The sequence below is a fragment of the Billgrantia ethanolica genome (assembly GCF_021404305.1).
GTDB lineage: Bacteria > Pseudomonadota > Gammaproteobacteria > Pseudomonadales > Halomonadaceae > Halomonas > Halomonas ethanolica.
Genome location: NZ_JABFTX010000001.1, coordinates 1,261,904 through 1,288,882 on the forward strand (window position 1 = coordinate 1,261,904; position 26,979 = coordinate 1,288,882).

Sequence of the window (26,979 nt, forward strand, 5' to 3'; positions counted from 1 at the left end):
CACTCACCTGTTTGCCGGTGTGACCGCCGGGACCCAGTTCCCGGCGGTACAAACCAACCCGCGCAGGTTCTCTTCCAACGCCTCCAGCGGAACGGGACGACCGAACAGATAGCCTTGATAGGCGTGGCACCCCTGCCGCTCCAGCCAGTCGCGATGCGCCTGGGTCTCCACCCCCTCGGCGATGACCTCCAGGCCGAGATTGCGGCCCAGATCGATGATCGAGGCACAGATCACCTCATTGGCACCATCCTCGAACAACGGACGCACGAACGATTGATCGATCTTCAACTGATCGAGCGGCAAACGGTTGAGATAGCCGAGCGATGAGTAGCCGGTACCAAAATCGTCGAGGGCAAATTTCACCCCCAGTATCCTGATACGTCGCATGGTCTCACGCACAGCATCCGGTTCCTCCATGAACAGATTTTCGGTCAACTCCAGCTTGAGGCGTTCAGGATTCGCCCCGGTGGCGACGATGATCTTTTCCAGCCGGTAGACGAACTCGGGTTGCTGAAACTGCAGAGGGCTTATGTTGACGGCCATGCTGAGCCCCGCCAGGTGCGGATTGGTTTGCCACTCTGCAAGTTGCGCACAGGCCGTCTGCAGCACCCAATCGCCTATCGAGACGATGAGGTAACTCTGTTCGGCAATGGGAATGAAATCGTAAGGCGGCACCGTTCCATACTCGGGATGGTGCCAGCGCAACAGTGCCTCGACCCCCGTCACTCTGGCGGATCGATCGACCTGAATCTGATAGTGCAGCGCCAGTTCATCACGCTGCTCGGCCTGACGCAACTCGCTTTCGAACAGCGCTCGACGCACCGCCACGGCCTGCATCGCTGGATCGAAGAAGCGCCAGGTGTTGCGTCCCGCCTGCTTGGACTGATACATGGCCATCTCAGCCTGCTGAAGGCACTCCTCGGCATCACCGGCGCCCGCCCCGAGAAAGGTGATGCCAATGCTGCCGGAGAGAAGATGGCGTCTATCGCTGATCCAGCAGGGTTCGGCAAGGGCGGCCAGCAATCTGTTGGCCAGGCGCTCCATGCGCTGTGAAGCGAGCGCCACCGAGAGCCCCAACTCTTCCACCAGAATCACGAACTCATCACCGCCAAGCCGGGCTACCAGAGCCTTGCCACCGCTGGCCTCGACAATACGATCGGCCATGATTCGCAGCAACTCATCCCCGGCCTGATGACCGTGACTGTCGTTGACGTGCTTGAATCCATCCAGGTCGACGAACACGAGTGCCGCTGGCTGCTCGTGGTCTCTGCTATCGGGCATGGCCTGAGCCAGGCGTTCCAGCAGCATGCGGCGGTTCGGCAGGCCAGTCAGCGGATCGAAGAAAGCCAGGCGGTGGGCCTCCTGCTCGGCGGCGCGATGTAACGAGACATCGGAGATCGTCGCCACATAGTGGGTCGGCTGCCCGCTGTCGTCACGCACTGCACTGATGGTGACCCACTGCGGGTAGATTTCTCCATTCTTGCGCCGATTCCACACCTCACCGTTCCAACTGCCGCTCTGATGAATGCCACGCCACATTTGACGATAGAAGTCGGCATCATGTTGGCCCGAGTTGAGAATACGTGGATTCTCACCCAGCACCTCCTCGGCACGATAGCCGGTGATACGCTCGAATGTGGCATTTACCTTGCAAATAGCACCCTGGGCATCGGTAATGAAAATACCCATATGGGTTTCGAACGCCAATGCCGCGATATCGCGCTCGGCCGACAGCGTTGCATTCAACTGCCGCTGACGCTTCGCCCCTCGCCGTAACGCCACCTCGGAAGGTGCCACACGCCGAGATTGACGCAGCAGCACGATGCCCACCAGTGCCGCCGAAAGCCAACCAGACGCTACCAGCAACATGCCTGGCCATCCGGCCAGGATAGCGCTCAAGCCATCACCCACGCCCGAACCGAAAAGTTGTTCCATCTAAAGGATAATGTGCCGAAAAAGTGAATGGTCCCGCAGCCCCAGCCTAGTTTTCCCGGAGCTCCTGATGCAACAGCAGCTCGACGCGGCGGTTGGCGGCACGCCCCTCAACGGAGTCGTTACTCTCCATGGGTCGCGTGTCGGCATAGCCCACCGCACGCAGCCGCTGAGGAGAAATTCCTATTTCAGAGAGATAGCGCAGCACGGCGATCGCACGTGCCGAAGAAAGCTCCCAATTCGAGGGAAACTGGGCCGTGGCGATGGGAATATCGTCGGTATGGCCCTCGACGGAAATTTGCCCATCGAACCTTTCCAGCGTTTCGCGCAAGCCACTCAGGACCTCGCGCCCCTGCGCAGTCAGGGTGGCCTGGCCACTGCTGAACAGCAGGTTGTCATCGATACGCAGGGTGATGCCGCGCTGCCCTTCGGCAACGCTGACGCCCTCGATGTTCAGACTCGGCAAGCGCGGCTGCAACCCCTCGTGCTGGGGCTTGAGCCCCGATCCCGCCACCATGCGCGCCGCCGCCTCGGCCTGAGGAGCGATCGCCGTGGCCACCTCGCCGCCATGCCGACTGCCCTGAATCGCCAGTCCATTGCCAGCCAGCGACAGAAGCAGGACGAACAGCGTGATGAGCAGCGTCAAAACGTCCAGGTAGCTGACCAGCCAGCCCTCCCCATCGCCTTCGCCAGTGGGAGGAGGGTGCAGCACATCGCGAGTGCTACGGTCGAGCATTCTGCACCTGTTCGTCGATGACGTCTCGCTTGGCCACGCTGGGATCGCGAATCTCGTCGTGATAGTTGGCGACGAAGGAATTCAGGGTCTCCTCGATGAAGGAAGGCAGGCGTCGCTTGGTGATGAGCGAGATCCCTTCCAGAACCATGTTCATGGCGATCAGGCGCTCTTCGGTACGTCGCTCGAGTTTGACGGCGATCGGCTTGAACACCAGGTTGGCCAGCAGGATGCCATAGAAGGTCGTCAGCAGGGCCACGGCCATGCGCGGGCCGATCACGTGAAGATCCCCCGACTCCATCACCTCCAGCATGTTAACCAGCCCCACCAGGGTGCCGATCATGCCGAAGGCCGGTGCGTAGGTGGCCATGGTGCGAAAAATTTGCGCTTCGGCATGCTCGCGTGCCTTGAGCCGGGCAATGCGCCAGCGCAGCAGATCGAAGATCTCTTCTTCCTTGGTATTGGCGATGACCAGTTGAATGCCGGTGCGCAGGAAGGGGTTGTGCGCCTTCTCCAGCGCTGCCTCGACGGCCCTGACGTCGCCCTTGAACCACAGCCGAGAAATATCCACCAGCTCCTTGATATCATCTCGTATGTAGGTGTTCTCGCGCCGAAACACCAGCCCCACCAGACGCACCACCCTGACGACTTCCTTGAGCGGATAGCTGATGAAGGTTGCCGCCATGGTGCCGGCCAGTACGATGGCAAGACCCGGCAGGTTGAGAAAGCTCTGGGGCGATTCGGCAGTAAAGAAGAGAACGCTGACCAGCAGTACGACGCTGGCAAACATGCCGATGATAGTCGAGGGATTCATTCAGGCTCCTGAGATGCGGGGCATCGAGTCTATCGGAAAGTATCGGCAGCGTTGACGATTGCTTTAGTTCGATACCGGGATTGCCCATCAATAATTGATACAGATCAATTTCCGATGGGTCGCTAAAGTTCTCACCTGCATTGCCGATAGGATGAGCAGGTGGGCTTGACCGGTGACGGTTCGACGAGACGGTGAGTGCACTGCACTGCCCAACCACGCAGACGATACCGAACAGGCTCGGGAAGGAGTTGCCATGCATCGATGCGCCGAAAAGGAGGGACACTGCGAGCGCTGCGAAGGCGAGCTGCCGTTCGAGTTCACCATGGCCTTCCAGCCGATCGTCGATTTGAGCTCGGCCAGGATCATTACCTACGAGGCTTTGGTGAGGGGGCCCGCCGGCGAGTCTGCCGGCAGTATCCTGGCCAAGGTGACGCCGCGCCTGCTCTACCGCTTCGACCAGGCTTGCCGCATTCGTGCCATCGAGCTGGCCAGCCGGCTCGGCATGCGCGAGAGCCTGTCGATCAACTTTCTGCCCAATGCCGTTTACGAACCGCAGGCGTGCATTCAGGCGACGCTGGATATTTCCCAGAAGGTCGGGTGGCCGACAGAGCGGCTGGTGTTCGAGGTAACCGAGAGCGAAAAGGTGCAGGACCAGAAGCATCTGCGCAGCATCATCGAAGCCTATCGCAGCATGGGCTTTACCACCGCCCTGGATGACTTCGGCAACGGCTTCGCCAATCTCGATCTGTTGACGGTGCTGCACCCGGACCGGCTCAAGATAGACCGCGCTCTGGTGATGGGCTGTGATGACGACATTCGTCGGCAGGCGATCCTCAAAGCCCTCGTCGGCCTCGCCGGGGAACTCGGTATCGACCTGATTGCCGAGGGCGTGGAGACCCGCGACGAGGCACTGTGGCTCGGACGACACGGCATCCCGAAGCAGCAGGGCTTCTTCCATGCCCGCCCTGCCCTCGAGAGCCTCGCACCGGATCTCGAGCCAGGCCTCGCGGCGCTGCGCCAGGCTCTGTAGAAGCTGAAATCGTAGTAGAAGCTGCAATGCTGGGACAAGCGGTACCGGAGCTGTCATTTCTGGAAACATGAGAACATACCTGGGTGTTACAGCACTCAGCAGGGAGCCAAGCCACATGCCCGAGCAAAGGGATCCAGAGCCTTTTACCATCGCACTTCATCCGGTTCACGATGCCAGCCATCATCACGTGGCGGATCGCCTCGTCTACACTCGGCGCAGCGACGTCGAGGATGAGGCCGAGGATCTCATGTCCGCCACCGCCCGGGCCCTGGCCAGCGCCGTTTACGAGCTTGGCGATGCCGGACTGCTGGGTGACAGGACACTGTTCGTCGACCTGCCCCTGGAATGGCTCGATCGCCCCGAACTGCTGCCCACCCCGGCGCCGCGGCTGGCGCTTGGCGTTGCCGAAGCCAGTACGCTGGATAGCGAGCTGCTCGCGCGTCTGGATGACATTCGCGAGCGAGGCTACCGGGTCATCGTGCCCTCTCGGCTGTTCAAGCAGGATCCCGCTGCGTTGCTGGGTCGCTGTGACATCATACAGCTGACCTCACCCAACGAACTGGATGAAAAGACGCTGGAAAAGCTGCCGCCTCGCAATATCAAGCTGCTGGTGGAGAATCTCGACAGCCGCGAAGCCCTGGAGCGTTATCAGCTGATGGGCTGCGATTACTACGACGGCGACTATCTGGCACGTCCCAGCTTCATTGCCTCGCCGCCTCGTGGCCGCCATGGCAACCGCGCCGCCCAGATTCGCCTGATTCGCGCCCTCTATGAGGAAGACAGCAGTGACCTCACCCGGCTGCATGAGCTGGTGGTGCAAGTGCCCCACCTGCATGTGGCGATTCTGCGCCGCGCCAACTCCACCTACTTCAATCGTGGCGGCAAGGCAGTCGATCTGCATCGTGCGGTACAGATCCTGGGGCTGATCGAGCTGCGACGGTTGATTCTGACCCTGACTCTTGCCAGTCTTCAGCCTTCTTCTCGCATCGTGCTGCGCATGGCCTTGATCCGTGCCTTCATGTGCCGCTATCTGGCGGCTCCCTTCCCCACTCTCGACCCCGAGGATGCCTTCACTACTGGGTTGTTCTCGATGATGGACGCCCTGCTCGAAGAGGACCGCAACACCTTGCTCGACCACCTGCCTCTGGGTGAGCCGATCATCAAGGCATTGAAGTATCGCAGCGGACCACTCGGTGCCGTGCTGGTTCTGTGCGAGAACCACGAATGCCAGGTCGAGGAAGCTATCGATGAAGTCCCCGCCGACCGGCTACATGGCTGCTACATGAACGCGCTGGCCAGCACCAAGGCATTGATGGACAACCTGTAGACTTGCGAGAGCTGCCTACCCGCGGCCTTGGCTTGGGTAAACCCTTACGCTTGGGAGAACCCTTTCGCTTGGGAAAACCCTTTTGTTTGGGAGTGCCTAGGCGTCGCTGTCCGCCAGGCGCGACCGCAACCGGCTCACCGCCTGGCTATGCAACTGGCACACTCGCGACTCGGTGACTCCAAGCACGGCGCCGATTTCCTTCAGGTTGAGCTCTTCCTGGTAGTAGAGCGCCATCAGCAGCTTTTCCCGCTCGGGCAGCGCCTCGATACCCTCGACCAGTTGTCGGCGGCGCTCCTCGTCGATGAGCAGATGATAAGGCGTATCGAGCGAGGCGTCCTCGATACCGGGCTCGGCGCCTTCCGACACGAGCACCTCGAAGGGCAGCAGATGGCCACTGTTGGTATCGCTGAGCAGCTGACGATACTCCTCGAGCCCCATCTCGAGCTCGGCGGCTATTTCAAGCTCTTCCGCCGGCCTGCCGAGCTTCTGCTCCAGACTGCGCACGGCCTCATCGACGGCCCGGGCATTACGCCGAACGCTGCGAGGGAGCCAGTCGCGACTGCGCAGCTCGTCCAACATGGCGCCACGGATACGCTGGCTGGCAAAGGTAGCGAAACTCGCACCCTGAGTGGCATCGAAGCGGCCCATCGCCTCGAGCAGCCCCACGGTGCCGGCCTGGATCAGATCATCGAGTTCGATACTTGCCGGCAGTCGCACCTGCATGGACAGCGCCTGGCGCCTCACCAGCGGCAGGTACTCCTCCAGCAGGTCTGTCTGTTCGATCTTGCCTCGTGCTGTGTACATGCTCTTGCTCTCGCGGCTGACGGTTCCCTCGAGCGACGACGTTCAGCGCTCGACGGGTCAGAATCACTGCAGGTCGTCGTGATTCACGATCACCTGCAGCCCCTGCAGGGTCATGGCGCGCTGCCCACGGTCCTGCAGTGAAAACTGAAAGTTCAGTGGCGTATCTGCCGGCACACCGGCCAGTGCCTCGGTCTGCCCTCGCGGTCCATGCAGGCGAATACAGTCCCCGGGGTGGCAGAGCCAGGCGTTCACCTGACTGCCGGCGGGCGGCTGAAACTGCCAGACCACGCGACTCATCACCTGCCCACGTGCCAGTTCGGGAGATGGCGGCAACAAGGCAGCGGAAACGGCATGTCGCTCGGCCATGACCACCTGCACGGCAGGCGCCGTAGCAACCCAACTGCCGGCCGCCTGAGCCAGACCCGCCCACAATCCGCCAACGGTCAGAAAACAGAGTTGCCGCAGCCTGAACGTTTTCATCGCGCCAATACCAGCAGTTCGATATCGAAATACGCTTCTGCCACGTACTGGAGATTGCTCAATAGACCCTGCCGCCCCACGCCCGGCGGATGCACGGCAATCAAGCGTCGCGGCCCACCCTGCTCGGAAATCTGCTTGAGCATACGATATCCGCGGCGAAACGCTTCCAGGTCGTCATCTATCCACAGCGCCCATTGAGACTGCTGTGCTGCCAGCAGCGACAGATGCGGGCTGCTGATCGACAGCGCCACGATACGCCAGGCGCGGGGATCGCCTACCCAGTGACGTCCCTCGTGTGCCCAGCTCTCCAACAGCTCGCTCACCCGCGCGGTATGTCGCTCGGCAGTGCCCGGCAGGCCCAGCACCATCAGCGTCCGCCCCCCCCTGCTGAGCGGCGACCTCGGCAGCTCCCCTGCTGCCTTGGCGCCGGCAGCCTGGCCGCTGGCCTGCTTGGGTCGGACATTCTCCGCCTTGTTTCCCGTGGCCAGCTCGACCAGCATCTCGGCCACGTGTGTCGGGCACTCATCCTGCGTCGTTCCGTTTGCCCATTGGCGCAATCCCGCGGCCTGGTCCCATCCCATCTAGCCTGTCTCCCGTTCACCGAGGCCAAGGTGGCGAATGGCATCGCGCACCAGGAAAAGTTGTAGCAGAGACTCGAGCAGCGCCACGTCTCGGCGTCGGCGACGCCCACCGCCGAGGCCCAACAGCTCGGCCCTGAGATCCATGGCGGCCTCATCTTCGGCAAAGTCGAGGTGGGCTGCCACCGTGGCCAGACCGCTGGCCATGAGCAAGCGAACATCGCCACGCAGATCGCCAGCCTCGGTCGGCTCGAGACGCTGCCAGGCGCGGCGTGCGAGTTGCGGCAGTACATCGGCTTGCAGCAGCGCGAGCAGCAGCGGCTCGGGGTCGCGGCTCAGCCCGGCAGGAACGATCCAGTAGCGTCTGGCCAAAGCCTTGCCGCTCTCTGCATCGCGAACCTCACCAAACCAGGCCTGGGCGTCGAAGCCCGACCGCTCACGGCGGCTGCCCTTGAAGTTCACCTCGACCGGCAGCGCAGCGAGCATGAGACGAGCAGGCGCGCCGCGGAAACGGCAGCGAACCTGACCGGCGGCTTCGGCCATCGACTCCAGCGCCGCCAAGCTGTGGCGCTCGCCCGCATGCGCGACCCGCAGACTGCCCCGAACCTGGCTGCACCAGGAAAGACCCTGGCGCTCCAGCCAATCTCCGGCCTCGGCATCGGGCAGACCATTCATCAGATGCACACCGGCATCGTGATGCTGCAACGCGCTTTCGAGTCGCGCCTGCTGGCCCGCCACCTGGCGATGCTGCAATAGCGGCAGCGCCAGCCAAGTGCCTTCTGCATTCAGTGCCACGTCTGGCATCGCCCAGTGCTCGCCCGGTACCCGTCGCCGCTCGCTCCAGAGCATGCCGTGGGCCTGACCGGCTCGGGGATGATCCGCCAGCAGCGCATCGAAACGCTGCTGCTGCACGGAAGCCGGCAGGCCCAGCAGATTCCATACGGCTTCCAGCCCGTCGAAGGCCGGTAAGCGCTCGCGCAAGGCCAGCAGCACCGTTGCCAGGCGGCGGCCCTGCCCCAGCAGATTGCCGGCACCGCGCGAGGAGTTGTCTGGGGGCGTCGGCGAGGTGGTGGCACGAGCCAGGGGCACACGATTGGCCAGGCACTGCTCGATGAGCGAGACGGGCTCGGCCAAGGCCATGTCCTCCGGCACCCGCTGGCCGTGAGAGACGAACAGCAGCCGCAGCCCGTGGCGCATGATGATGTCCAACACCGGAGCCAGCCTGCCCGCCTCGTCCAGCTTGGTGATGATGCAGTCGCTGATCTCACCGCCGGCCGCCTGGGCCGCCTGACGGTAGCGCACCACCACCTCCTCAAGGGTCTCCGGCTGACTGGCAGAATTGAGCAGCAGCACCAGGCGAACCGAGGTGTTGCCACCACGCAGGTGGCCGATCTGTTCGATCACGCGTTGGTCGCGCTGACTCATGCCTACCGTATCGATGAGTACGCAGGACTTGCCCTTCATCCGCTCCAGCAGATCCGATACCGGCTGGTCGGCGTTGAGGGCGTACATGGGAACGTCGAGCAGCCGTGAATAGATGCGCAGCTGCTCATGGGCGCCAATGCGGAAGCTGTCGGTGGTCACCAGCGCTACCGGACGGGTGCCGTGGCGCATGACGTAGCGTGCCGTCAGCTTGGCCGTGGTGGTCGTCTTGCCCACGCCGGTAGGGCCGACCAGCGCCACGATACCGGCACGGTCCATGAAGGCGGCTTCGTCGTCCAGGCCTACGAGTCGCTTGGACAGCTGGCGAACGAGCCAGGCCATGGCACGCTCGTCCAGCGCTTCGACATCAGCCAGCTCTTCCGGCAACGAGGCGACGACCTCTTCAGCCAGCGCCTGGCTGAAGCCCGCTTCGAGAATTGCCCGCACGAACTGCTCGCCGGCCGTGCCACCCGCCTCCGGCCCGCTTCTGTCGCGTGCCAGCAGCGCGCGCATGTCACGCATTTCCTCGAGCAGCCTGGCACTCATGGCCTCGAAGGCCTGAACCTGCGCCTGGTCCGTGCTTACCGGCACCTCTCGGGCTGGGGGAACTTGAGGCTCGGGCTGCTTGTAGGAAGTCACCTCGCTGGAAGTCGGTGCTGCCGACTCCGCCATCGCCAGGATCTCGACCCCCTGCTCGGTATGTCGGTTGGCCAAAATCAGAGCTTCATCGCCAAGTGCCGCTCGCACTTGGCGCATGGCTTCTCGACTGTTGGCTCCCAGGAACCGCATCACACTCATCGCTTATCGACCCCCCACCAGCGTCGTGACGCGCAGTGTCCGATCATCGGGAATTTCCGCCTGCGACATGACCACCATGTGACGCATACGCCGACGCAGGAACCTGGCCAACAGCGGTCTCAGGCTGTGCTGGACCACCAGTACCGGCGGCTCTCCGCTGGCCTCATGCCGCTCGACGGCTTGTTCGGCCTGAGTCATCAGCGTTTCCGCCAGCCCAGGCTCGAGCGCTCCATTGCCGTTCATGGCCTGCATCAGCACCTGCTCGAGCTGGGCATCCAGACCGATCACGTTCAGCGTATCGCGTCCTGGATACCATTGCTGCGTGATCGTCCGCCCAAGGGCAATGCGTACCAGCGCCGTCAGCTCGTTGACGTCCTGCTGATGCGGGGCATACTCGGCCAGCGTATCCAGTATGGTACGCATGTCGCGAATCGAGACATCCTCTTCCAGCAGATTCTGCAGGATACGTTGCAGCGCCGTCAGATTGACGGCCTTGGGCACGACATCCTCGACCAGAGACTTCTGATCTTCTCCCAGCTTGTCGAGCAGCTTCTGCACCTCCTGACGGCCGAGCATTTCGGGCGCATGACGATGCAGCAAGTGGTTGAGGTGGGTGGCGATCACCGTGCCGGCATCGACCACGGTATAGCCATACACCTGGGCATGCTCGCGCTGACCCGCGTCGATCCAGATCGCCGGCAGACCGAAGGCAGGATCGGAAGTAGGCTTGCCCTGGAGCTGTCCGGTGACCTGGCCGGGGTCGATGGCCAGCCACTGCCCGGGGAAGGCTTCGGCGCGACCGATCTCGGCTCCCTTCAGGGTGATCACGTAAGTGTTGGCGCCCAGCTCCAGGTTGTCGCGTATGTGCACCACCGCCGGCAAAAACCCGACCTCCTGGGCGAATTTCTTGCGCACGCTCTTGATGCGGCCCAGCAGCTCGCCATCCTGCCGCTGATCCACCAGCGGAATCAGCCTGTGGCCGACTTCCAGCCCCAGCGTATCCACCAGCTGCACGTCGTCCCAGCTGGCTTCAGGTGCCTCGGGTGGCGGCGGCGGCTCGGTATTGAGCTCTTGATCGACCAGGCGCTGCTCCTTCTGGCGCGTCAGCATCCAGGCCAGTCCGGCCAGCAGGCCGGTGAAGATCAGGAATACCAGGTTGGGCATGCCGGGCACCAGACCCAGCAACCCCATGACCAGCGCCGCCAATATCATGACCTGAGGATTGACGAACAGCTGGCTGATCATCTGCTGACCGACGTCCTCCTCGGTATTGACACGCGATACGGTCACACCTGCTGCGGTGGAGATGACCAGCGCAGGAATCTGCGCAACCAGACCGTCACCGATGGTCATCAGGGTATAGGTCTTGGCAGCATCGCCGAACCCCATGCCATGCTGCAGCATGCCGATCAGCAGCCCGCCGATGATATTGACCACCATGATCACCAGGCCGGCCATGGCATCGCCGCGCACGAACTTGCTGGCACCGTCCATCGAGCCGTAGAAATCGGCTTCCTGAGCGACTTCTGCACGCCGCTTGCGCGCGTCCTCTTCGCCGATCAGGCCTGCGTTGAGGTCGGCATCGATGGCCATCTGCTTGCCGGGCATGGCATCGAGCATGAAGCGCGCACCGACTTCAGCAATCCGCCCCGCGCCCTTGGTGATGACCATGAAATTGATGATGACGAGAATCAGGAATACCACCAGGCCGACGGCGAAGTTACCACCGACCAGGAAGGTGCCGAACGCTTCGATGACCTTGCCGGCCGAGTCGCCGCCCTGGTGGCCCTCCATCAGGATGACCCGGGTCGAAGCCACGTTGAGTGACAGCCGCAGCAGCGTGGTGAACAGGAGAATCGCCGGGAATGCGGCAAAGTCCAGGGGTTTTTGGGTAAACATGCTGACCAGCAGCACCATGACCGCCAGCGCAATATTGAAGGTGAACAACAGATCGAGCGCAAAGGGCGGCAGCGGCAAGATCATCATGGCCAGGATCATGAGGATCAGGATCGGACCGGCCAGCAGCTTCATGCGCACGTCGCCCATCCAGTCACGACGTCCAATGAGATGGCTCAGGGATTTCATCGGCGCGCTCCGCCGGGCACGGACGGCCGCTGCTCAGTGTTGGACCCATCGGTCGTTTCGGCAGCCGGCACGGCCAGGCTTTCCGGGATGGGTAAGTCTTCGGGTGTAGGCGGCACCTCTCCCCCCTCTTGGGTAACGTGCTTGAGACGGAAGGCCCAGGCCAGCACTTCCGCCACGGCGGTATAAAGATCGAGCGGAATCTCGCGCTCCAGATCGACATGATGATACAGCGCTCGCGCCAGCGGCGGCGCCTGCAGCAACGGAACGCCAGCCTCCTCGCCCAACTCGCGGATACGTGCCGCCACCAGGTCGACCCCCTTGGCTACCACGCGGGGAGCCCCCATGCCCTTCTCGTCATACTGCAGCGCCACGGCATAGTGGGTGGGGTTGGTGATGATCACGTCGGCCTCCGGAACCTTGCTCATCATGCGACCGCGCGCCATCGCCTGCTGCTGAGAGCGAATCCGCGCCTTGAGGTGCGGATCACCCTCCGACTCCTTGTGCTCACGTTTGACCTCGTCTTTGGACATGCGCAGCTTCTTGGCGTGATTCCACAGTTGGTAAGGCACGTCGATCAAAATCACGACCAGCAGCGTCAGCACCATCAGACCGCATGCCTGGGCCGCCATCATCAGCGCCCGGGCCAACGCCTGGGTGGTCGGCTGATCCATCAACGATAGGTATTCCCCGCGATGGAAATAGAGGAAGGCCATACCCACACCGCCTACCAGCACCGACTTGGCTATTGCCTTGAACAGCTCTACCAGAGCCTGGACGCCGAACATGCGCTTCAGGCCCTTGAGCGGATTGAGCTTCGACAGCTGCGGCTTGAGCGACTTGGCCGAGATCAACCAGCCGCCCAGCAATGCCGGCGCCACCAGGGCCACCACGGTCAATAGTAAAAAAAACGGCAGCATGATCAGCAGCGTACGAGTGCCGAGATCAAGGAAGTTGCTCAGCATGGGTCCGGTATCGAAGGCCTGACGCCGTTCGAACAGGAAGGCCTGCTCCATGACCAGACCCAACTGGTCGTAAAGCATTGCCCCCATCGACCACATGCCGACCACGCCACCTAGCAACAGCATGAAGGTGGTCAGCTCACGAGAGCGGGCGACCTGGCCATCCTCTCGCGCCTTCTCGAGGCGTCGAGGCGTGGCCTCTTCGGTCTTTTCCTGATCGCTGCTCTGGTCGGCCATGGCTCCCGCACACTTTTCCGCACGGTGGCCATTGTGGCGTCAACGAGGAGATGGCGATACGCCAAAAAGCGCCGATGATCGTGGCTTTATCGGCCACGACCCTCGGCGCCGGGAAGGTAGTGCAGTTGGGAGAGATGGCTGAGCAAATCGCCAGGCGGCGTTCAGAAACCCAGTTGGTCGAGCAAATCGTCCACCTGATCCTGATTGGTGACAACATCGGCGCCAGGCTTGATCTGTGGGCCGTTCTTGAGCCCCTCTTCCCGCCGCCGCGCATCGTTCTCCCACTGGTCGTTGGCCTTTCGCTGCATGCTCTCGCGGGCCAACTCTCCGGGCACGTTGTCGATCAGTACCTGCACCAGCTGATGCTCGATCTCACGGATCACATCCATCATTTTCTTGATCACCTGGCCGGTCAGGTCCTGGAAGTCCTGGGCCATCATGATCTCGAGCAGCTCCTTCTGGGTGGCCTGGGTCTTGTCAGGCACCTCGGCCAGATAGGAACGCGTCTCCTTGACCAGCTCACGGGCTTCGTCGAGTTCCTTGGGCTCGGCGAACCACTCCGCCCAGCGCTTGTCCAGCGACTCGGCGCCGCTGCTGATCGAGTCCTGCAGGGGCTGGGCACGATCGATGGCGTTCAAAGCACGCTCGGCTGCCTGCTCGGTCATGGTGGCGACGTAACTCAGCCGATCCCTCGCATCGGGGATGGCTTCCGCCGCTTTCTCGATCTCCTTGTCCAGACCCAGCTCGCGCATGTTTTCCCGCAGCATGCGTGTCAGCTGGCCGATGCGCTGGACCAGGTCCTCACCGGCAGCACCGGGCGACTCGTTTGCGCTCATCTTGTTGTCTCCTTCGCAAGCAGGACAGGCCAGCCGGCGTCACTTGCCCAGTTTCTCGAAAATCTTGTTGAGTTTCTCTTCCAGCGTGGCGGCGGTGAACGGCTTCACCACGTAACCGCTGGCGCCAGCCTGGGCTGCCGCGATGATGTTCTCCTTCTTGGCCTCCGCCGTTACCATCAGCACCGGCAGGTCCTTGAGCGCGGCATCGGCGCGAATCTGCTTGAGCATTTCCAGGCCGTCGAGATTCGGCATGTTCCAGTCGGAGACCACGAACTCGAACGACCCGCCGCGCAGCTTGCTCAGCGCCTCCTGGCCATCTTCGGCCTCTTCGACGTTGGTGTAACCGAGTTCCTTGAGCAGGCTCCGAACGATCCGACGCATGGTCGGAAAGTCGTCTACCACCAGAAAGCTCATGTTCTTGTCGGCCATCGGGATTCCTCTCTTCTATCCAGGCACTGATTCATGACCGACGGCCGCCCAGGTGCCGTCGGGATTCGTTGACGCTACTTAAAACTCTTCCCAGTCGCCTTCGGCCACCGCCTCTTTACGGGGCTTGCGGCTGGGCTTGGGGTCGATCTCGGCCGGTACTCGCGACGCACCGTGCGACGAGGCACCCGGCTTGGCCAGGGCAGGCACGCCGCCACGCTTCGCCGTAGGCTCGCTGCCGGCATGAGTACTGGACTCGGGCTTGACGTCGCCGGACAGACGGAACACGGCCACGGCCTGCTCCAGGCGATTCGCCTGCTCCTCCAGCGAGGCGGCGGCGGCTGTCGCCTGCTGCACCAGCGAGGCGTTCTGCTGAGTCACCTGATCCATCTGCCCCACCGCCTGACTCACCTGCTCGATACCGTCGCTCTGCTCCTGGGACGCCGCGGAGATCTCGTCCATGATGTCGGTGACCCGACGCACGGCCTTGACCACTTCATCCATGGTCTCGCCGGCCTGCTCGGCCAGCTGTGACCCTTCCTTGACCTGGGCCACCGAACCATCGATGAGCTCCTTGATCTCCTTGGCTGCCGTGGCGCTGCGGCTGGCCAGGTTGCGAACCTCCCCGGCCACCACGGCGAAGCCACGCCCCTGCTCGCCGGCACGCGCCGCTTCCACCGAGGCGTTCAGCGCCAGGATGTTGGTCTGGAAGGCGATGGAGTCGATGACGCTGGTGATATCGCTGATCTTCTGCGAACTGGTCGATATCCCCCCCATGGTCTTGACCACGCGATCAACCACCTCGCCGCCCCGCTCTGCCGTGGTCGAAGCATCCAGCGCCAGACCGCTGGCCTGACGCGCGTTGTCGGCGTTCTGGCGCACGGTGGCGGTGATCTCTTCCATGCTGGAGGCCGTCTCCTCGAGCGAAGCCGCCTGCTGCTCGGTGCGCGAAGAGAGGTCGGCATTGCCGCTGGCAATCTCTCGGGTGCCGACATGAATCGAGCTGCTGCCGTCTCGCACCTGGGCGACGATTCGCGTCAGGCTCTGCTGCATGTTGCGCATGGCGTTGAAGAGCTTGCCGATCTCGTTGCGACTGCCCTCGGGAATTCTGGCGGTCAGATCGGCCTTGGCGATGGCCTGCAGATGCTTGACTGCCGAGTTGAGCGGTCGGATCACCGTGCTGCGAAGACCCACGTAGACCATCACCAGCACTACCAGCGCCAGCAACAGCGCCCCGAGGGTGATGAACACGAAGCGCTCCGACTGAGCACGGAAGTCTTCGGTCATGGCCTGGCCGCTGCTGAAGCCATAGGCGACGAACTCGGTCATGTTCTCGGCCAGAGCGTTACTCGGCTCGATGAGTTGATCACGAAGGTTGCCAAACCCCGGGGTATTGAGTTCGTCCAGTGCGACATGCTGTTCACGGACGAGCTCCAGTACGGTATTGAAATTCTGCTCGAGCTGCTGCGCCAGCTCCTGAGCTTGGGCCGACTTCGGCGCAGCCGAGAAGTTGTTCAGCCTCACCTGCGCACGGTCCATGCGATCATCGGCGATAGCGAGCTGTTGGTTGGCATCTGCCATGCGGCCCAGCATGATCTGGTTGGAAGCGATCTCCAGGCTCACCCGCGCCACGTTGAGCAGCGCATCGGCACGATTGATCTCGTTGAGCTGCTGAACGTTGATACGGTCGAGATCAGCCATGATCCGTGTGGCCTGACGGTCCGACATGATCGAGATCACTGACACCAAACCTATCAGCACGGCGAAACAGACCAGCACGCCAATCATGGACGCATGGATGCTGATGTTACGAATATATCGACTCATTTGATTTTCCCTGTAAGAACAAGACAGCTGTTCGTTATTGTTGTTATGAAAGCAAGATGTCAGACACGCTGGGCGCGACCGGAAGCCGCCACCAGCGCCATCAGCCGCTCCGGAATCTCGTCCAGACCCACTACCTCCACGGCCCCACCCAGCGCGATGGCTTCTCGCGGCATGCCGAAGACCACGCAGCTCGCCTCGTCCTGAGCCAGGGTGGCCGAGCCCGCCTGTCGCATCTCCAGCAGACCGGCGGCGCCATCCTTGCCCATGCCGGTCAGGATCACGCCGATGGCGTTGCGCCCGGCCTGGGTGGCGGCGGAGTGAAACAGCACGTCCACCGACGGGCGGTGACGGTTGACCGGCGGACCATCATCGAGCCTGGCGACATAGTTCGCCCCGCTCCGCGCCAGCTTGAGGTGCGCATCACCCGGGGCAATGTAGGCGTGCCCCGGCAGCACACGCTCGCCGTCACTGGCTTCCTTCACGGTAATGCTGCACAGGCGGTTGAGCCGCTCGGCGAAAGAGCGGGTGAAACCGCCGGGCATGTGCTGAGTGATCAGAATGGCCGGGCTATTGGCCGGCAGAGGCTCGAGCACGGCACGGATCGCTTCCGTGCCACCGGTAGAGGCCCCGATGATGATCAGCTTCTCACTCGATACCAAGGGCGCCTTGAGCGTGGCACGCGGTGCAGCCTGGGCCTGGCGCGCCTGACGCGGGCGCGACTTGGCGGCAGCGCGGATCTTCTCAGCGATGTCGTTGGCGTACTCCAGCATACCGCTGCGAATGCCCAGCGACGGCTTGGCAACGAAGTCGACCGCACCCAGCTCCAAAGCACGCAGGGTGATTTCCGAACCGGCCTGGGTAAGGGAAGAGACCATCAGCACCGGCATCGGACGCAGACGCATGAGACGCTCGAGAAAATCGAGACCGTCCATACGCGGCATCTCGACGTCGAGCGTCAGGACATCGGGGTTGTGCTGCTTGATGAGATCGCGCGCGACCAGTGGATCCGGCGCCACGGCCACCACTTCCATGTCCGGCTGCGAGTTGATGATCTCGCTGAGCAGATCACGAATCAGCGCCGAATCATCAACGCACAACACCTTGATCCTGTTCGATCCCAAGGCAAATCTCCTGTCACGTAGGGGAGTCTTGCGACCCGCAGCAAAGGGCATGCCTCATTGATCGGCACGGATGGCGAAAACTTTAGGCATTAGGCGAAACTGCCCGAGCACGGGCACTTGCTAGGCCAGGGTGTAAACGGTTTGCCCACGCAGGCGAAACACCTTGCTGATGTAGGAGAAGTTCTCGGAGTGGCCGGCAAACAGCAGGCCATCGGGCTTGAGCAAGGGAGCGAAGCGTTCGAGGATGCGTGCCTGGGTCTGCTTGTCGAAATAGATCATCACGTTACGGCAGAAGATGGCATCGAAGGGCCCCTTGATCGGCCATTGAGGTGCCAGCAGGTTCATGTGCTGGAACTCCACCATGGACGTGAGTTCCGGGCGTACCCTGGCCAGGCCTTCATGCTGCCCCCGTCCTTTGTGGAAAAAACGCCTGACCCTCTCGTCATCGAGCTTGCGCACCTGCTCGATGGGATAGACTCCGGCCCGGGCACGGGCCAGAGCTTCGGTATCGATATCAGTCGCCACCACACGAGCATCGTTGGCTCGCGCGCCCAGGACCTCGTGCAAGGTCATGGCGATGGAGTAGGGTTCCTCGCCGGTAGACGCCGCCGCGCTCCAGATACGCACCGGCCCCCTGACCTTGCTGATGTGCTCGGCCAGCAGCGGGAAATGGTGCATCTCGCGAAAGAAGGCGGTGAGGTTGGTGGTCAAGGCATTGGTGAATGCCTCCCACTCCCGTGAATCGGGTTGGCGTGCCAGCCTTTCGAGATAGTCGCTGAAGCGGGTCAGGCCGTGATGCCGCAAGCGCTTGGCCAGACGGCTGTACACCATCTCACGCTTGTGCTCCGCCAGCACGATTCCGGCCCGCTGATAGATCAGCTGGCGAATCTTGGCAAAGTCCTCATCGGTCAGCACCAAGTCACGCTCCAGGTGACCCAGCCCTGACCATTGCCCCGGTTCGCTACCGGGCGCCCGAAACTGTGTCAAAACGTTTCCCACTCCTCATCGGCGGCCGCTTTGCTCGGCTTGACGGCGGCCTGCTTCCTGGGAAGCGGGTCGTGCGACAACGCGGGGGCGGCACTAGATCGTTCATTCGGTGTAGTATCGAAAGATTGATTATGCTGAGGGCTCGGCACCTGTTCAGGGCCGGCTCCGCGCAAACGGAACACGCGGATGGCTCGGGCGAGCAGCTCGGCCTGATGCTGCAGGTCGCTGGCGGCCCGCGCGCTCTGCTGCACGCGCTCGGCGTTCTGCTGCGTGACCTGGTCCATCTCGGTGATGGCCTGATTGATCTGGCCGATACCGCTGCTCTGCTCTTCCGAGGCGGCGGTGATCTCGCCCATGATGTCGTTGACCCGCTGCGAGGCCGCCACCACTTCGCTCATCGCCTGCTCGGCCCGCTGTACCTGGCTGGCACCCTCGTGGATTTCGCTGGCCGAACCGTCGATCAGCTGACGAATCTCCTTGGCGGCGTCCGCGCTGCGTCCGGCCAGGTTGCGCACCTCACCGGCCACCACCGCGAAACCACGCCCCTGCTCGCCCGCCCGCGCCGCCTCCACCGAGGCGTTCAGCGCCAGGATGTTGGTCTGGAAGGCAATGGAGTCGATCACGTTGATGATGTCCTTCATCTTCTCCGCACCGGCGGTGATGCGACCCATGGTCTGCACCACGCCGTGCATCAGCTCGCCGGTGTCGCGCACGCGGCTGGCATTGTCCAGCGCCAGCCCGCTGGCCTGACGAGCGTTGTCGGTGTTCTGCTGCACCGTGGTGGTCATCTCTTCCATGCTGGAGGCGGTCTGCTGCAGCGAAGCGGCCTGCTGCTCGGTGCGCGCGGAGAGATCCTCGTTGCCCTGAGCGATCGAGCGCGACGCCGGCGTCACCACATCGATGCCCTGCTGCACGCTGGCGGTGGTGCTGTAGAGGCTCTTGCGCATGGTGTTGAGCGCCCCGAGCAGCACGCCGATCTCATCGCGGGTCCGGTCCGGAGAGCGCACCGCTAGATTGCCCGAGGCCACCTGCAGGGTGAAGTCCACGGCCCGGCGCAGCGGCCGCGTAATGGCACGCAGGGTCCAGATACCCAGCAGAATCAGGAACAGAATTCCCACCGACAGCGCCGCGATCTGGCCGGTCAACATCAGCTGCTGGCCACGCTCGGCTTCTGCAGCCAGCCGGTTGGCATAGTCCAGCTTGCCTTCGATCAGACTATTGATGCTGCCACCGATGGCGTCGACTTCCGCTCGCAGCACGTCATTGTAGGCTTCGTAGGCGGCAAAGCCGCTACCGTCGATCAGCGCCTGCAGGGTCGGACGGATGCCGTCGTCGATGGCGGTATCGAGCTGCGCATCCAGCGCCGCCACTTCGCTGCGTGTCACATCCTCCCCATCGAGGAAGCTCACCCATGACGCCCTGATTCGCTCGACGACCGCTTCCGTATCGTCGGACAGCTCATGTATCTGTTCCATCCGCAGCGCCCTGGGATTGCGCACCGGCCGCTCGAGATCGATCATCAGCTGACTCAGCAACTGATCGATGCGCTGCAGGTCGGCAATGTCCTGCACGCCGTTATTGTTGAGGTATACGACCCGGTCGCCCGACACCTTGAGGCCATAGAGCCCCACGGCCCCGCTGAGCAACAGCAGCAACACCGGCACCAGGATCAGCATCACCAGCTTGGCGCGAATGGTATGCACGTTGAGCCGGGCCAGGGCCGCCAGCGGCCCGCGACGCACCATGCGCCCCTGCCTGAACGCCAGCTTGCCGCGCCCCTCCCGCAGCTGAGCGTAGGCTCTCTCCGCCGCTTCCGCAGCGATCGCCTCGGCGCGTGTCCGCACCGAGGTATAGCCCAGACACTTGCCCTCCTCGAGAATCGGCGTGACCGTGGCCTGTACCCAGTAGTGATCGCCATTTTTGCGCCGATTCTTGATCACTCCCTGCCAGGTGTCGCCGCGCTTCAAGCTCTTCCACAGATCGGCGAAGGCCTCCTGAGGCATGTCGGGATGGCGAATGAGGTTGTGGGGCGACCCGATCAACTCCTCATGGGAGTACCCGCTCACCTCCACGAAGGCGGAGTTGGCGTAGGTGATACGCCCCTCCAGATCCGTGCGGGTGATGAGCAGGTGCTGATCGTCCAGCTTGTATTCCCGCTGTGTAACCGGTTGATTGTCGCGCATAGTTATTATCCTTCACCGCCTCGTGTGAGTCCCCGACTAGAACGTTTCCCACTCCTCCTCAGCCGCCGACCGATTCCCGGTCGAAGCTCGCCTGGCGGGGAGAGGGTCATGCTGCAAGACTGGCGTATGGGCCGGCTTGGTGTGCCTACCGGCTCGTGCAGGTGTTTCATTACCCTTTTCGACCGGCACGCTTTCGGGGCCGACTCCCTGCAAGCGGAACACGCGAATGGTCTGCGCCAATTGCTCGGCCTGATGCTGCAGATCGCTGGCGGCCCGCGCGCTCTGCTGCACGCGCTCGGCGTTCTGCTGCGTGACCTGGTCCATCTCGGTGATGGCCTGATTGATCTGGCCGATACCGCTGCTCTGCTCTTCCGAGGCGGCGGTGATCTCGCCCATGATGTCGTTGACCCGCTGCGAGGCCGCCACCACTTCGCTCATCGCCTGCTCGGCCCGCTGTACCTGGCTGGCACCCTCGTGGATTTCGCTGGCCGAACCGTCGATCAGCTGACGAATCTCCTTGGCGGCATCCGCGCTGCGTCCGGCCAGGTTGCGCACCTCACCGGCCACCACCGCAAAACCACGCCCCTGCTCGCCCGCCCGCGCCGCCTCCACCGAGGCGTTCAGCGCCAGGATGTTGGTCTGGAAGGCAATGGAATCGATCACGTTGATGATGTCCTTCATCTTCTCCGCACCGGCGGTGATGCGACCCATGGTCTGCACCACGCCGTGCATCAGCTCGCCGGTGTCGCGCACGCGGCTGGCATTGTCCAGCGCCAGCCCGCTGGCCTGACGAGCGTTGTCGGTGTTCTGCTGCACCGTGGTGGTCATCTCTTCCATGCTGGAGGCGGTCTGCTGCAGCGAAGCGGCCTGCTGCTCGGTGCGCGCGGAGAGATCCTCGTTGCCCTGAGCGATCGAGCGCGACGCCGGCGTTACCACCTCGATGCCCCGCTGCACCCTTTCGGTGGTGCTGTAGAGACTCTTGCGCATGGTATCCAGCGAACCCAGCAGCTCGCCGATTTCATCACGGCTCTGCTTGGGCGCACGCACTGCCAGGTTGCCCGACGCAATCTGCAGGCTGAAATCGATGGCATGTCGCACCGGCCGTGTGATGGCACGCATGATCCACACGCTGATCACCAACAGCAGCACGAAGCCAAGGGCCAGGAAAGCCAGCTGTCCGAACAGCATCTGCTGCTGACCACGCTCGGCCTCCTCCGCCATGCTCAGCGCGGCGAGTCGCTGCTGCTCCACGAGCTGATTGACTAGTTCCGACAGCCCATCGGCGCTGTCACGCAGACCTGCCGTCTCGTTGTTGAGCGCCATCATGGCATCGAACGCCTCGGGACCTCCCAACGCTTCCGCCATGGGCATCAGGCCCTCTTGCATGTAGCTGGTGAGCGCGGCATCGAACTCCATGGCTGCCGGCGTACGGTTGACCTCCCGCGCCAGGTACTCCTGCCACAGCTGTGTCAGGCGCTCGCTGCCGGACAAAAGGGATTCGGCGATGTCGTGGCGTACGTTGAGCAGCGCCATTCGTTCCTGTCCGGAGAGGCGCTGCGGTGCGTCGGCGATCGCCTGATCGAGCTGCTGCAGACGAATCACGTCCTGCAGGCCATCTCGGTTGAGTTCCGCCAGACGCTCGCCGGATGCCTGCAGCCCGTAGAGGCCCACACCGCCGCTGATGGTGAGCAGCAGCAGCGCGAAAAACGTCAGCAAGGAGAGGCGTGCACGTATGCTGTGCAGATTGGTACGCGCCAGCCATCCTAGCGGCCCGCGACGAACCACCTGCCCTTGACGAATGGCGAGACCGGAACGCCCTGCTCGGATTCGCGCATAGGCGCGCTCCACTGCCGTGGCTTCACTCGGCTCCGCAGCAGTTCGCACCGAGGTATAGCCCAGGCACTGCCCACCCTCGACGATGGGTGTGACCGTGGCCTTGACCCAGTAATGGTCGCCGTTCTTGCGCCGATTCTTGACCACGCCCTGCCAGGAGTCGCCGCGCTTGATCGCCTGCCACAGATCGGCAAAGGCTTCAGGGGGCATGTCAGGGTGGCGAATGATGTTGTGATTCGCTCCGATCAGCTCGGCATGCTCGAACCCGCTCACCTCGACGAAGGCCGCGTTGGCATAGGTGATCCGACCATCGAGGTCGGTCCGGGTGATCAGCAGATGCTGGTCGTTGAGCTGGTATTCCCGCTGCGTGACCGGCTGGTTATTGCGCATTTTGTTGTTCCCTCGGCTACCACGTTTCATCAGGGAGCGGAGTAGCGACGTGTGCGTGTCTCCACCTGCTAGGGAGCTGCAAGGCTTCAGAACGAGGCCCACTGCTCCTCTTCTTTTTCATTCCGCGTAGAACTCGACGTTGCTGCCTGTGCGTCGTGGCGCTTGGCCGGCAGCGGATCGTGCGCCAGCCTGGCGACTTGCGGGTTACCGGGAGCAGGGCGCACGGCACGCTCCTGCCCCGCGCTGCCGGTTTGCCCTGCCAGGCGGAAGCGCAGCACGGCCTCCCGCAGACGAGCCGCCTCGGCTTCGAGCTGAGTGGCAGCCGTAGCCGCCTGCTGTACCAGCGCGGCGTTCTGCTGGGTGACCTGATCCATCTGGGTCACGGCCTGGTTGACCTGGCCGATACCGTTGCTCTGCTCCAGCGAGGCCGAGGCGATCTCGTCCATGATGTCGCTCACACGCTGCACGGCAGCGACGATTTCCTTCATGGTCTGACCCGCCTTGTCGACACGGGCCGTGCCGACGTCGACCTTTTCCACCGAAGCGGCGATCAGCGTGCGGATCTCCCCCGCCGCCGAGGCACTGCGCCCTGCCAGGCTGCGCACTTCCTGAGCCACCACGGCGAAACCGCGGCCATGTTCACCGGCACGGGCGGCCTCCACCGAGGCATTCAGCGCCAGTATGTTGGTCTGGAAGGCAATGCTATCGATCACGCCGATGATGTCGGACATCTTGTGCGAGCTTTCGCTGATGTCATGCATGGTCGCCACGACCTCACCGACCACCTCGCCGCCTTGAGCCGCGGTGCGCGACGCTTCGGCCGCCAGCTGACTGGCCTGGCGCGCATTGTCGGCGTTCTGCTCCACGGTGGAAGCCAGCTCCTCCATGCTCGAGGCGGTCTCAGCCAGCGAAGCGGCCTGCTGCTCGGTACGCGATGACAGCTCGCCGTTGCCATCGGCAATGTCCTGGGCGCCGACGTAGATACCCTCGCTGCTGCTGCGTACCGTGCCGACGGTCTCGGACAGCCCCTCCTGCATGTGACGTAGCGAGGTGAAGAGCCGGCCGATCTCATTGTTGCCGCGATTCTCCACCGGCTGGGAGAGATCGCCCTTGGCCAGGCCTTCGAAATACTCCACCAGACGTGCCAGCGGCTTCAGCACGTTGACGCTGATGCCCCACACGACGACGACCATGACGACCAGGGAGCCACTCAAGGCGGCGACGATGGCCAGGCGCATCAGGCTGGCCGTTGTCTCGAACGCCGCCTGATAAGCGGCACCCGACTCCCCGGCATGCGGAGCCATGGCCGTGACGGCCACGGCGCTTTGCTGCAAGGCATAGAGCCCCAGGCCGCTCAGCACGACGATCATGCCGCCGAAAAAGAGCAATACCAGAAACCAACTGGCCCTGACCGTCAGGTTATCGAGTAGCTTCACGTCTCCCCCCCTGGCAATTACCCGCAAGCAAGTCGCCGGTAATGGTGATATCGGCTTGCCCGTCAGAAACTTGACGGCCTCAATCGGCGACGCTCTCGACCAGCGCCATCTCGTCACTGGTGAGCAGCTTGTCGATGTCGACGATGACCAGCATGCGATCGTCGAGACTGCCCAGGCCGCTGAGAAAATCCGACGACAGAGTGACGCCGAACTCGGGGGCCGGCTTGATCTGATCCGGAGAGAGCGTCATGACGTCGGAAACGCCATCCACCACGATGCCGACGACGCGATCTTCGACGTTCACCACGATCACCACGGTCTGGCCACCGTACTCCACCTTGTCGAGATGGAACTTGATGCGCAGATCGACGATGGGCACGATGACGCCGCGCAGGTTGGTCACCCCCTTGATGAAGTCCGGGGCATTGGCAATGCGGGTGACGTTCTCGTACCCGCGAATTTCCTGCACCTTGAGAATGTCGATGGCGTACTCTTCTTCGCCCAGCGAGAACACCAGGAATTCGCGGTTATGGGCTTCGGCAGCGGCCAGTGCTGCATCATTCGTCTGGTTCATGATCAGATCTCCAGCTCTTTGACGGTGAGGGCTTCGAGTGCCGGTTTGCGCTCAGGCCGGCGCTTTTCCTTCTTTTCCCGGCTCAGGCGGTGCAAGCCGGTGATGTCGAGAATCAGCGCCACGCTGCCATCGCCCAGGATGGTGGCGGCGGAGACGCCCGGCACCTTGCGGTAATTGGTTTCCAGGTTCTTGACCACCACCTGCTGCTGACCGACCAGATCGTCGACCAGTAGGGCATAGCGGCGCCCTTCGCCCTGCACGATCACGGCGATGGTCTCGGTCAGTTCGGTCTTGGCCTTGGGCACGTCGAGGGCTTCATGTACGGCCACCACGGGCAGGTACTCGTCGCGCACCTTGAGCACTACATCGTCGCCAGCCATGGCATAGAGATCCTCACGCGATGGCTGCAACGACTCGAGCACGGCAGAGAGCGGCAGGATGAACATCTCGTTGCCGACCTTGATCGACATGCCATCGAGAATCGCCAGCGTCAGCGGCAGGACGATACGAATGGTGGTGCCTTCACCCGGCCTGGACATGATCTGCACGTGCCCACCCATGCCCTGGATGTTGCGCTTGACCACGTCCATGCCGACACCGCGGCCGGAGACATCGGTGACCTCCTTGGCGGTGGAGAAGCCCGGTGCGAAGATGAGCTGCCACACCTCGTCATCGCTCATGGCATCGCTAACCGGCAGTCCGTTCTCCCGCGCCTTGGCCAGCAGCCTGTCGCGGTTGAGCCCGGCACCGTCGTCGATCACTTCGATGATGATGTTGCCGCCCTGGTGCTTGGCCGAGAGCACCAGCTTGCCGGTACGCGGCTTGCCTGCCGCCTGGCGCACGTCGGGCGGCTCGATGCCATGATCGAGACTGTTGCGGACCAAGTGCGTGAGCGGGTCGATGATGCGCTCGGTGAGGCTCTTGTCGAGCTCGGTGGACTCGCCTTCCGTTACCAGCTCGATCTCCTTGCCCAGCTTGGCGGCGGTTTCACGCACCACGCGAGGGAAGCGGCTGAAGACGAAATCCATGGGGATCATGCGAATCGACATGACCGATTCCTGCAGGTCCCGGGCATTGCGCTGCAGCAGGCTCATGCCGTTCTGCAGAGCACTGTTGGCGACGTTGTCCATCTCGCTGACGGTCTGATCGAGCATCGACTGCGTAATGATCAGCTCGCCCACCAGGTTGATGATCTGATCGACCTTGTCGACCGAGACCCGAATGGAGGTTGACTCGCCGCCGCCCTTGGCCTTGGCTTTCGCCTTGGCAGGCTTCTCGCTGTCGGTCTTGATACTATCGGTCTTGACACTAGCGGCGGACGAAGCCAAGGGGGCAGGCTCCACTGCGGCCTGAGCCTGGTTCGGGGTCGGAACCGCCTGCGGCTCCTCCACCGCGGGTGCCGCTGCCGGCGCTGCGGCCTCTGGCGCGCCTCCCGCCTCGGCATCACGAATCTTGATCTGATCGGTGTCGATGATGAAGCACATCACCGCCTCGATGTCGTCGTTGCTCACGCTGGAGCTGAGCGTGACCTCGTAGCACGCCTCATCCCCGCCGTGCGCGACGACCTCGCCCAACTGCCCCAGCTCTTCGACGAGCAGCTGTCGGTCTTTCTCACCGACATTCAACAGCGCCACGACACGCAGATCGGAGCCGCTCGCCGCGCCCTGCACAACGGGGGCTTCGGGCTCCGGCTCGGGTTGGGCTTTCACTGCGGACTGGGGGCTGGAGGCGACCGGCGCCCCGCTATCCAGGTCCTGGCCGATCTCCTCGAGCGCCAGGCGCTGCAGCGTCTGGCAGATGCGCTCGAAGGCCTCTTGATCGGGCTCGTCGCCATTGCGATAGGCGTCTAGCTGATCGCTGAGCATGTCCTTGGTTTCCAGAAAGGTATCGACGATATCCCGGCGCAGCCGCAGCTCGCCCTTGCGGGTATGGTCGAGCAGGTTCTCGAACAGGTGGGTTGTCTTCTGCAAAGCATCGAAGCCGAACGTGCCTGCGCCCCCCTTGATCGAATGGGCGGCGCGGAAGATGGCATTGAGCTGCTCGCTGTCCGGCTCGTCCACATCGAGCTCCAGGAGGTAGCGCTCCATGTCGGCCAATAGCTCTTCGGCTTCCTCGAAGAAAGTGTCATAGAAATCCGTGATATCCATGCGCTTCACCACCTGGTGTC

The 26,979-nt window shown here is 62.9% G+C and carries 21 protein-coding genes; 2 read left to right on the top strand and 19 right to left on the bottom strand.

What is annotated here, in order from left to right:
- Window positions 1–3: 3 nt before the first annotated feature.
- The 3 genes from HOP53_RS05660 to HOP53_RS05670 form a co-directional block, all read right to left on the bottom strand.
- The gene (locus HOP53_RS05660; RefSeq protein WP_234269107.1) at window positions 4–1,869 is read right to left on the bottom strand and encodes a putative bifunctional diguanylate cyclase/phosphodiesterase; all 1,866 of its coding nucleotides are present in this window, start codon (window positions 1,867–1,869) and stop codon (window positions 4–6) included.
- 112 nt (window positions 1,870–1,981) lie between these two features.
- The gene (locus HOP53_RS05665) at window positions 1,982–2,668 is read right to left on the bottom strand and encodes an OmpA/MotB family protein (protein WP_234269108.1); all 687 of its coding nucleotides are present in this window, start codon (window positions 2,666–2,668) and stop codon (window positions 1,982–1,984) included.
- Complete coding sequence (locus HOP53_RS05670) at window positions 2,655–3,479, bottom strand: motility protein A (RefSeq protein ID WP_234269109.1); 825 nt, start codon at window positions 3,477–3,479, stop codon at window positions 2,655–2,657. The genes HOP53_RS05665 and HOP53_RS05670 overlap by 14 nt, the downstream gene beginning before the upstream one ends.
- 253 nt (window positions 3,480–3,732) lie before the next feature.
- Here HOP53_RS05670 and HOP53_RS05675 point away from each other — a divergent pair, with 253 nt between their 5' ends.
- Both HOP53_RS05675 and HOP53_RS05680 read left to right on the top strand, forming a co-directional pair.
- Window positions 3,733–4,509, top strand: a complete 777-nt coding sequence (locus HOP53_RS05675) for an EAL domain-containing protein (protein ID WP_234269110.1) — start codon at window positions 3,733–3,735, stop codon at window positions 4,507–4,509.
- A 115-nt stretch (window positions 4,510–4,624) separates the two neighbouring features.
- Window positions 4,625–5,836, top strand: coding sequence for an EAL and HDOD domain-containing protein (locus HOP53_RS05680; protein ID WP_234269111.1), 1,212 nt, complete (start codon window positions 4,625–4,627; stop codon window positions 5,834–5,836).
- A gap of 96 nt (window positions 5,837–5,932) precedes the next feature.
- Here HOP53_RS05680 and HOP53_RS05685 read toward each other — a convergent pair whose 3' ends face one another.
- The 16 genes from HOP53_RS05685 to cheA all read right to left on the bottom strand — a co-directional run bounded on the left by HOP53_RS05685 (window position 5,933) and on the right by cheA (window position 26,959).
- Window positions 5,933–6,640, bottom strand: coding sequence for an RNA polymerase sigma factor FliA (locus HOP53_RS05685; protein ID WP_234269112.1), 708 nt, complete (start codon window positions 6,638–6,640; stop codon window positions 5,933–5,935).
- A 63-nt stretch (window positions 6,641–6,703) separates the two neighbouring features.
- Window positions 6,704–7,120 (bottom strand): flagellar protein FlhE, encoded by a 417-nt coding sequence (locus tag HOP53_RS05690; RefSeq protein WP_234269113.1) that lies wholly within the window; start codon window positions 7,118–7,120, stop codon window positions 6,704–6,706.
- Window positions 7,117–7,620: a hypothetical protein gene (locus HOP53_RS05695; protein ID WP_234269698.1), complete on the bottom strand. Its 504-nt coding sequence runs from the start codon at window positions 7,618–7,620 to the stop codon at window positions 7,117–7,119. The genes HOP53_RS05690 and HOP53_RS05695 overlap by 4 nt, the downstream gene beginning before the upstream one ends.
- A gap of 81 nt (window positions 7,621–7,701) precedes the next feature.
- Window positions 7,702–9,918: a flagellar biosynthesis GTPase FlhF gene (gene flhF, locus HOP53_RS05700; RefSeq protein ID WP_338073292.1), complete on the bottom strand. Its 2,217-nt coding sequence runs from the start codon at window positions 9,916–9,918 to the stop codon at window positions 7,702–7,704.
- Between the two features lie 3 nt (window positions 9,919–9,921).
- The gene (gene flhA, locus HOP53_RS05705) at window positions 9,922–12,003 is read right to left on the bottom strand and encodes a flagellar biosynthesis protein FlhA (protein WP_234269115.1); all 2,082 of its coding nucleotides are present in this window, start codon (window positions 12,001–12,003) and stop codon (window positions 9,922–9,924) included.
- Window positions 12,000–13,199: a flagellar biosynthesis protein FlhB gene (gene flhB, locus HOP53_RS05710; RefSeq protein WP_234269116.1), complete on the bottom strand. Its 1,200-nt coding sequence runs from the start codon at window positions 13,197–13,199 to the stop codon at window positions 12,000–12,002. Before flhB ends, flhA begins: the two co-directional genes overlap by 4 nt.
- 161 nt (window positions 13,200–13,360) lie before the next feature.
- Entirely contained in the window at window positions 13,361–14,035 is a 675-nt protein-coding gene (gene cheZ, locus HOP53_RS05715; RefSeq protein WP_234269117.1) for a protein phosphatase CheZ, read from the bottom strand.
- A gap of 39 nt (window positions 14,036–14,074) precedes the next feature.
- Entirely contained in the window at window positions 14,075–14,464 is a 390-nt protein-coding gene (cheY, locus tag HOP53_RS05720) for a chemotaxis response regulator CheY (RefSeq protein WP_010628881.1), read from the bottom strand.
- Between the two features lie 78 nt (window positions 14,465–14,542).
- The gene (locus tag HOP53_RS05725; RefSeq protein WP_234269118.1) at window positions 14,543–16,288 is read right to left on the bottom strand and encodes a methyl-accepting chemotaxis protein; all 1,746 of its coding nucleotides are present in this window, start codon (window positions 16,286–16,288) and stop codon (window positions 14,543–14,545) included.
- Window positions 16,289–16,347: 59 nt separating this feature from the next.
- A complete protein-coding gene (locus HOP53_RS05730) occupies window positions 16,348–17,409 on the bottom strand; it encodes a protein-glutamate methylesterase/protein-glutamine glutaminase (protein WP_234269119.1) in 1,062 nt (353 codons plus the stop codon).
- Window positions 17,410–17,529: 120 nt separating this feature from the next.
- Window positions 17,530–18,396, bottom strand: coding sequence for a CheR family methyltransferase (locus HOP53_RS05735; RefSeq protein ID WP_234269120.1), 867 nt, complete (start codon window positions 18,394–18,396; stop codon window positions 17,530–17,532).
- Window positions 18,393–20,579, bottom strand: coding sequence for a methyl-accepting chemotaxis protein (locus HOP53_RS05740; RefSeq protein ID WP_234269121.1), 2,187 nt, complete (start codon window positions 20,577–20,579; stop codon window positions 18,393–18,395). The genes HOP53_RS05735 and HOP53_RS05740 overlap by 4 nt, the downstream gene beginning before the upstream one ends.
- Window positions 20,580–20,615: 36 nt before the next feature.
- On the bottom strand, window positions 20,616–22,802 hold the full coding sequence (locus HOP53_RS05745) for a PAS domain-containing methyl-accepting chemotaxis protein (protein ID WP_234269122.1): 2,187 nt from the start codon (window positions 22,800–22,802) through the stop codon (window positions 20,616–20,618).
- A gap of 86 nt (window positions 22,803–22,888) precedes the next feature.
- Window positions 22,889–24,238: a methyl-accepting chemotaxis protein gene (locus HOP53_RS05750; RefSeq protein ID WP_234269123.1), complete on the bottom strand. Its 1,350-nt coding sequence runs from the start codon at window positions 24,236–24,238 to the stop codon at window positions 22,889–22,891.
- Between the two features lie 79 nt (window positions 24,239–24,317).
- A complete protein-coding gene (locus HOP53_RS05755) occupies window positions 24,318–24,812 on the bottom strand; it encodes a chemotaxis protein CheW (RefSeq protein WP_234269124.1) in 495 nt (164 codons plus the stop codon).
- 2 nt (window positions 24,813–24,814) lie between these two features.
- Complete coding sequence (gene cheA, locus HOP53_RS05760) at window positions 24,815–26,959, bottom strand: chemotaxis protein CheA (protein ID WP_234269125.1); 2,145 nt, start codon at window positions 26,957–26,959, stop codon at window positions 24,815–24,817.
- Window positions 26,960–26,979 lie beyond the last annotated feature (20 nt).